This is a genomic window from Flavobacterium sp. (genome assembly GCF_044339515.1).
Lineage (GTDB): Bacteria > Bacteroidota > Bacteroidia > Flavobacteriales > Flavobacteriaceae > Flavobacterium.
The window spans coordinates 1-8,282 of the sequence record NZ_JBIIVK010000105.1 but is presented as its reverse complement, the minus strand read 5'-3'; the positions used below and the strand labels follow the sequence as shown (position 1 = coordinate 8,282).

The 8,282-nt window shown below is 39.0% G+C and carries 1 protein-coding gene; it reads left to right on the top strand.

The features are described 5' to 3' along the window. Positions 1–256: 256 nt before the first annotated feature. Positions 257–8,242 carry a fibronectin type III domain-containing protein gene (locus tag ACIQ0M_RS15475; protein WP_396153854.1) on the top strand — a complete coding sequence of 2,662 codons (7,986 nt, stop codon included), beginning with the start codon at positions 257–259 and terminating at the stop codon, positions 8,240–8,242. Positions 8,243–8,282: the final 40 nt, after the last annotated feature.

Genomic DNA, 8,282 nt, shown 5'->3' with positions numbered 1-8,282 from the left:
TTTAAAATGAAGTCTACAAGCTTCTTCACTTCCAAAATTTGCCGTAAAACTGAATAAATTCATCGCTTTTTTTTATCAAATATAAGGCTTTTTATTTAATTATGGGTAATTGCGGACAATCAAAAAACAATTCAACTATTATTGTTGAATTATTTAGTTAAAAATTAAAATAATGTTACATAATTCTTAATTTTTGTTAAATTTGGCTCTCTAAACCTACGAAAAAAAATTACAAAACAATCTAAACTTTCATTTTATGAAAAGAATTACATTACTTTTACTGTTGTTTATCATGACAGGAACGGTTGCGTATTCTCAGATTCCTCAAGATTTTGAGGGAGGAATACCGACAGGCTGGGCAAGATACAACAATGCATTCGGTAATAACCAATGGACTACCGTAAACACCGTAGCAACACCTCCAATTGTTTGTGAAGGAACCATTTCAGCTTTTGTGAATGGTACTGAAAATATTGGGGTAGGAAACACTTCCGAAAAATGGTTAGTCTCCTCAGCGGTTACAGTACCGGATAATGGTCAACTTGTGTTTTCAACTCGTTCAACAATTAATGGGTTTCAAAATACAACCTATCAGATAAGGGTTTCAACTGTTGATCAATTTAGTGGTTTTCAACTTGTTGCTTCTTGGACAGAAGCTCAGTTAACGGAGGTGTTTAATATTTGTGAAGAGAAAACAGTAGACCTTACTGGTTTTCAAGGACAAAATATTTTTATCGCATTTGTATTAAACGTTACACAACCCACAGCGGCTCCAACCGGAGATAGATGGATTGTGGATGACGTTCGTGTAGTAGAAAGATGTTTAAATCCTGAAAATATACAAGTAGGGATGATTAGCCAAGTTGGAGCTACCATTACATGGGATAACCCAAGTGGTGCTCAACTTTTTGAAGTAGAAATTGTTGAGTTTCCAAATACTCCTACTGGAGTTGGTGTTCAAGTAGGACCAGGAACTTCCTATTCGCCAACTAATTTAAACCCTACTACCCAATATGAAGTATATGTTAGGGCAATCTGTTCTGAAAGTAGTAGTGAATGGGTTGGGCCAGTGAATTTTACAACATCCTCACCGGGATTAACGTGTGATTCTGCTATTCCAATCGATAGTGGTTTACCTTATTCTACAACCGATAACACAGCTAATTATCAAGATAATATAGATGGTGGGCCAGGTGCAGGTTGTGGAGCAGCCGGAAATTTTTTAAACGGTAACGATGTTTTCTATAGCTACACAGCTGATTTTGACGGAGTGGTAAATATCACTATGACTCCAACCGGAAACAATTCAGGTTTGTTTATTTATAACAGTTGTGCTAATGTTGGGGTGAGTTGTATTGCAGGAGCATCCGGTACTGACGGAACACCTCGTATTATTAATTTACCGGTTGTTTCTGGTCAAACTTATTATATTGTAATTTCTACAAATGGAACACCAAATACAATTGCATATACATTGGATCTTACCGTTGTTCCATGTCCGGCTCCAACTAACTTAACAGCTGTTGGAGGACTAACTTCTGCTGTGTTGGGTTGGGATCAAAACGGAGCTACATCTTGGGAATATGTTGTTCAAACGGCGGGCTCTGCAATACCAAATGGAGCTGGAATTCAAACCAACAGTTTTCAAAATTTAAATGTTACTACATTATTTGATGGAACTCCGATAGTTGGATCAACTCAATATCAATATTGGGTAAGAAGAGATTGTGGAGAAGGTACGTTTAGCGAGTGGGCAGGTCCCTTCCTTTTCAATACAACACTTTGTGAAGCTAATGAACAATGTTTGTATACATTCCGCATGAGTGATAGTTTTGGCGATGGATGGAATGGTGCCCGAATGCAAATCAGACAAAATGGAATTGTGATTGCTACAATAGGGGAAAACTTTACTGCCGGAAACGGACCAGTTGATGTAACAGTTTCACTTTGTACCGGTGTTCCTTTTGAATTGTTTTGGACTGTTGGTGGAGGTTTTCCGGCAGAGGTTCGCGTTCAAATAATAAATCCTTTTGACCAAGTATTATATAATATGAGTACTGCCTCTGCAGGATTAGTAAATACTTTATTGTACAGCGGCACCGTGGATTGTGAATTCCCAGCTTGTTTACCTCCCGCAGGTGTAACGGTTGCAAATATAAGTGATGTATCAGCTGAGGTTTCATGGACTCCGATTCCAGGAATTACTCAATATGAAGTAATTGTATTACTAAATGGTTCACCTGCACCTAATGGAGCAAGTACAGGAACAATTACTTCAGATATTCCCTTCTTAATAGAAGGATTAACAGGAGCTACTATATATAATGTATATGTTAGAGCTATTTGTGCAACACCAACACCAAGTAATTGGACACCAGTTACTGTGTTTAACACTTCTATTTGTGATTTAGCCGACCAATGTGCTTATATCATTAGAACCCAAGACACTTTTGGAGATAGCTGGAATGGCAATATCATGCAAGTTAGACAAAACGGAATTGTTGTTGCAACCATAACTGGTCCAACTGATGCAGATAATCAAAACCCAGTTGATTTTGTAGTTCAACTTTGTAATGGCTTACCCTTTGATTTGTTTTGGAGTGTTGCCGGAGGGTTTACTAATGAAGTTCGAGTACAAGTTATAAACGATTCAGATCAGATTGTTTACAGTATGGATGTTGCTTCTGGTGCCTTAGCCGGAACAGTTTTATATACTGATTCACTAGTTGAATGTGGTGTGCCGGAATGTTTGGCTCCAACAGGTTTAGCAACAGTTGTAGGTCAAATTTCTGCAGATTCTGCACAAGTTCAATGGGATGTTGTTGCGGGAATTACGGAATATGAAGTAATTTGGTTGCCATCTCCTTCAACCGTACCTACTGCTACTGATACCGGAACTTTAACGACAGATAATCCTTTTTTAATTGAAGGGTTAGAGTCTGGTACATTATATGACGTATATATTAGAGCAATTTGTCCAACCGGAATCGGTAACTGGTCAAATGCTTTGACATTTAATACGGCTATTTGTGATTTAGCCGACCAATGTGCTTATATCATTCGAACACAAGATACATTCGGGGATAGTTGGAATGGTAATATCATGGAAGTTAGACAAAACGGAATTGTTGTGGCTACCATAACTGGTCCAACTGATGCAGATAATCAAAACCCAGTTGATTTCGTTGTTCAACTTTGTAATGGTTTACCTTTTGATTTGTTTTGGAGTGTTGCAGGAGGGTTCACTAATGAAGTGCGAGTACAAGTTATAAATGACTCTGCTCAAATAGTCTACAATATGAATGTTGCTTCAGGAGGTTTGGCCGGAACAGTTTTATATACTGACTCATTAGTTGAGTGTGGTGTTCCTGAATGTCTTCCACCAAGCAACATTGTTGTTTCAAATGTTGGACAACAAAATGCAGAAGTTAGTTGGGCTGCTATACCTGGTTTTGATAATTACGAAGTAATTGTTGTACCTGCGGGTTCTCCAGCTCCTGCAGACACAGATAACGGAAATGTGACTACAGATAATCCATTTTTAATGGAAACCTTAACTCCATCATCCGGTTATACAGTATATGTAAGAACCATTTGTAGTGATACAAGTATTAGTCAGTGGTCTACCGCTCCTGCAACTTTTATTACTACACAAGTTCCTGCAGAATTAAATTATTCTGAAGGGTTTGAAGGAACGCATGGTTGGTCTTTCGTAAATGGATCATCTGTTAATAGATGGACAGTTGGTACAGCTACAAATAACGGCGGCACTCAAGCAATGTATATTTCAAACAATAACGGAACTTCAAATGCTTATTCGTTGGGATCTGCAACAGTTGTTCAAGCTTACAGAGACATTGCTATTCCAACTGCAGTAAACGAAGGTACATTATCTTTTGATTGGAGAGCATTTGGAGAATCTACTTTTGATTATTTTAGAGTATGGATTGTTCCAACTTCTTTCAACCCAACACAAGGGGTTCAAATTACAGCAGCAGCAAGTGGTGGGGTTCAGTTAGGAGCCAACTTTAATCAAAACGGAAACTACACCAACCAAGCCTATATATTGTCACTTGCTCCTTATGCTGGGACTACTATCCGATTGGTTTTTGAGTGGAGAAATGACGGAAGTGGAGGCACACAACCACCGGCTGCAATTGATAATATCAATTTAAGTTTGGTGACTTGTCCTTCTCCAATTGATTTACTACCACAAACAGAAATAGGATCTTTTTCTGTAGATTTAACTTGGACACCAGTTGGAACTGAAACGCAATGGGAGGTATTTATACAACCATTAGGAGCGGGTGCCCCTGCAGCTAATGCGGTAGGTATTGCGGTTGACCAACCAAGTTATACTTTCATTGCAGAAGAAGACGTATTTTATGAATTTTATGTAAGAGCAATTTGTTCGGATGATGATAAAAGTTTTTGGGCTGGTCCGGAACAGTTTTCAATCTTTATCCCACCAGGATGTGCATCTGTAGATGTAGTTGGGGTTGGGGTTGATATAGTTGATGGCAATGTAGTCGTTTGTCCTGATTCAACTATAGAGTCAGTTGATTTGTCAGCTTCTTTCTACGGAATTGCAGCAACCACTTCATATGCTGTTGAAGCAATTGATTATGCTCCTCCATTCCCATTTGTTGGTGGAATTCAAACTTCTGTTGATACGGATGACGTTTGGTCTGATGCGATTGATTTACCTTTTAACTTCTGTTTCTTTGGGGAATCTTATACTCAAGCAAAGGTAGGTTCTAACGGTGTCGTTCAATTTGGAAATGGAATGGTTGATGAAGGATTCTGTCCTTGGTCATATACACAATCTGTTCCGGATCCTACTTTCCCGATTTTAAATGCTATTTATGGGGTTTACCAAGATATTGACCCATCAGTTAACAATGCTTTTGCAAACCCAAATATTAATTACCAAGTTTTAGGGACATACCCTTGTAGAGCTTTAGTTGTAAATTACTCTCAAGTAGCTCAGTTCAGTGGTACTTGTAATAACGACCCTGTTGTTGGTGCTCAAACAACTCAAATTGTAATTTATGAAATTTCAAATATTGTTGAAGTTTATGTTCAAAGAAGAGTTTCTTGTCCATCATGGAATGGAGGACGTGGCGTTATTGGAATTCAAAACGCGACAGGTACAGAGGGATATACTCCTCCTGGGCGTAACACAGGAACATGGTCTGCCACTGATGAAGCTTGGAGATTCTTACCAAATGGAGAATCGGATGTTGATTTCCAATGGTTAATGAACGGAGCCTTTTACAGTGACCAAGAGGAAATTTCAATTGTTTTAACACCGGAACAACAGCTTGAGTTAGAGACAAACTTGTCTTTAACACTCGAAATGGAGGCCGTTGCAACCTATGCTACTTGTACTCCAGGTGAAGAAGTTACAACGACTAAAACGGTTGATATCGTTTATATCATTGAATTCCCAAGTAACGACCCAATTAACCTAGAGTCTTGTAGTACTACTGGTACTGCAATATTTGATTTAACACAAAATAATGCTGTTGTTCTTGGAACGTTTGACCCTGCATTATTCTTATTCAGTTATTATTTATCTGAAGCGGATGCTTTAGTTCCACAAAATCCAATAGAAAATCCCGAGGCTTTTGAAGGAACAGATGGGCAACAAATATGGATTCGTGTATCCGATTTAACCAATACTTGTTCTTTAGTTAAATCATTCTTCCTGAATTTTGGAGATGATATTATAACACCAGTCTTAGAATTTGAATATAATCCGGCAGTTATTTGTGTGGCAAGCTCAAGTGGTCTTTTACAACCTACTTTAGCTACCAATTTCAATTCAGGAGGTGAGTTTACCTCTACAACCGGTTTAGTTATTGACCCAACGACCGGAGAAATTAATTTAGGAACTAGTACTCCCGGTATATATGAAGTTTTGTATACATTAGAACCTCAAGGCTGTACAGATGGAGGATCGTTCACTTTTACTGTTGAATTAGTAGAGGCTGTTATACCAATTACAGAATTTAGCTATGATGAGACAGAGTATTGTAAGTCTGGATCTAATCCTGTTCTGCTTCCTGCTGAAAACTTTGACACAACAGGACAATTTTCAGCAACACCGCCTGGACTAACAATTGATACTACCTCAGGAGTAATTGATTTAGTAACGAGTGCGGCAGGTATTTATGAGATTACTTATTTAGTAGCATCGAATACCGGAGTTTGTGAAATCAATGAGAGTCATACTTTTACGCTAACTGTTATTGATGTTGTTGATCCAATTTTTGATTCAATAACATTAACCTATTGTATTGGAGCAACAGCAGATGCATTACCAACTGCTACAAACGGTATTACCGGTTTATGGAGTCCGGCGACGATTGACACATCGTTAGGGGTTGTAGACGCACCGTATGTGTTTACTCCAGATGCAGGACAATGTGCAAACCCATTTACCTTGTTAGTAACAGTAACCGAAGAGGTTACACCTATATTTGATCCAATAACCACAGCTTATTGTTTAAATGCAACACCGGATGCTTTACCGGCTATAACTAATGGAATCACCGGTGCATGGAATCCGGCCACAATTGATACTTCAGTAGCAGTTGAAGATGCACCCTATGTATTTACGCCAGATGCGGGACAATGTGCTGTTCCGGTTACAATTTTAGTCACTGTTTCCTCCGAAATCACACCTTCATTCGACTCGGTAACAGCTTGTCAAGGTGCTTCGGTAACTTTACCAACAACGTCATTAAATGGTGTAGTTGGAGTTTGGAGTGGTACAGGTATCACGGCAGAAGGAGTGGTAGACACGAGTGCGGGAGGTGAATTTACCTTTACCTTTACACCTGATCAAGAATTATCTGCGTGTGCTATTGTGGTAAATTTTACAGTTACAATTACCGCCACGGTAGTAGCCACATTTGATTCATTACAAACAACTTATTGTCAAAATGATTTAGTAAGTGCTTTACCAACGACATCAGATAATGGTGTTACAGGAACATGGAATATTGGTACAATTGATACTTCGGTAGCAACCACAGAGCCGGTAGCATACATCTTTACACCTGATGCAGCATGTAATAACACCACTACCGTTTTAGTAACCGTTAATGCACCAACAGAACCATTATTTGCTAACTTAGCATTAACCTATTGTGAAGATGATGCAGTAAATGCTTTACCAACCACATCAGACAATGCAATACAAGGGCAATGGAATGTTGGCACAATTGATACAACAATAATAGGAACAACACCTTACACCTTTACACCAAACCCTGGTCAATGTGCTAGTCCTATTACATTGAATATTACCGTTAACGCAAAAACTCCATCAACATTCAATCCTGTCAATCCGGTTTGTGTTGGAGAGGCCTTAACCTTACCAACTACTTCATTAGAAGGAACAGTAGGAACATGGAGTGGAGCAGGAATTTCGCCAGAAGGTTTAGTTGACACAAGTGTTGCCAACAACGCTTTAGTGGTTACCTTTATTCCAACAGGATGTGCCGAGGAGCAAACAGTAACGATTCAAATCATTGCCCGTCCGGCAGTAGACCCGGGAGTAGCCCAAACAGTTTGTGCCGCCGATGGAGCATTCATATTGCCAACACTAACCAACGGAGTTTATTATTCACAACCAAACGGAGGTGGTAATATCCTTACTCAAGTTGAGGTTAGTAACACGCCACAAACAGTTTATATCTTTGCAGCAGGCACATTAGCAGGTTGTTCATCAGAATCTAGCTTTACGGTAACCTTTATCACAGTAGAGGCAGATGAGTTAAGCGATGTGGAGGAATGTGCCCGTTACTTCTTACCAGAAATAGCCGTAGGCAATGTTTACTACACAGGACCTAACCAAACCGGCAGCCAGTTAGTTGCAGGACAAGCTGTAGAAGAGAGTCAAACGATTTATGTATCAGCAGGCACGCCAAGTGGTTGTTATGATGAGACATCGTTTGAAGTAGTGATTAATAATTGCGGAATTCAAAAAGGTATCTCACCAAATGGTGACGGTTCTAACGATTTCTTTGATTTAACCGACTTTGATGTTCGAAAACTATCAATCTACAACCGTTACGGAACCAAAGTATATGATAGAGGTAATTACAGCAACGAGTGGTTTGGTCAAAGCAGTAGTGGCGATGAGTTACCCGATGGAACATACTACTTTGTGATAGAATTCAATAACATTGAAGCCAAAACTGGTTGGATTTATATCAACAGAGAGCGTTAGTAGATATCATCACTCACCATTACTAAACCAAGAGTAATGG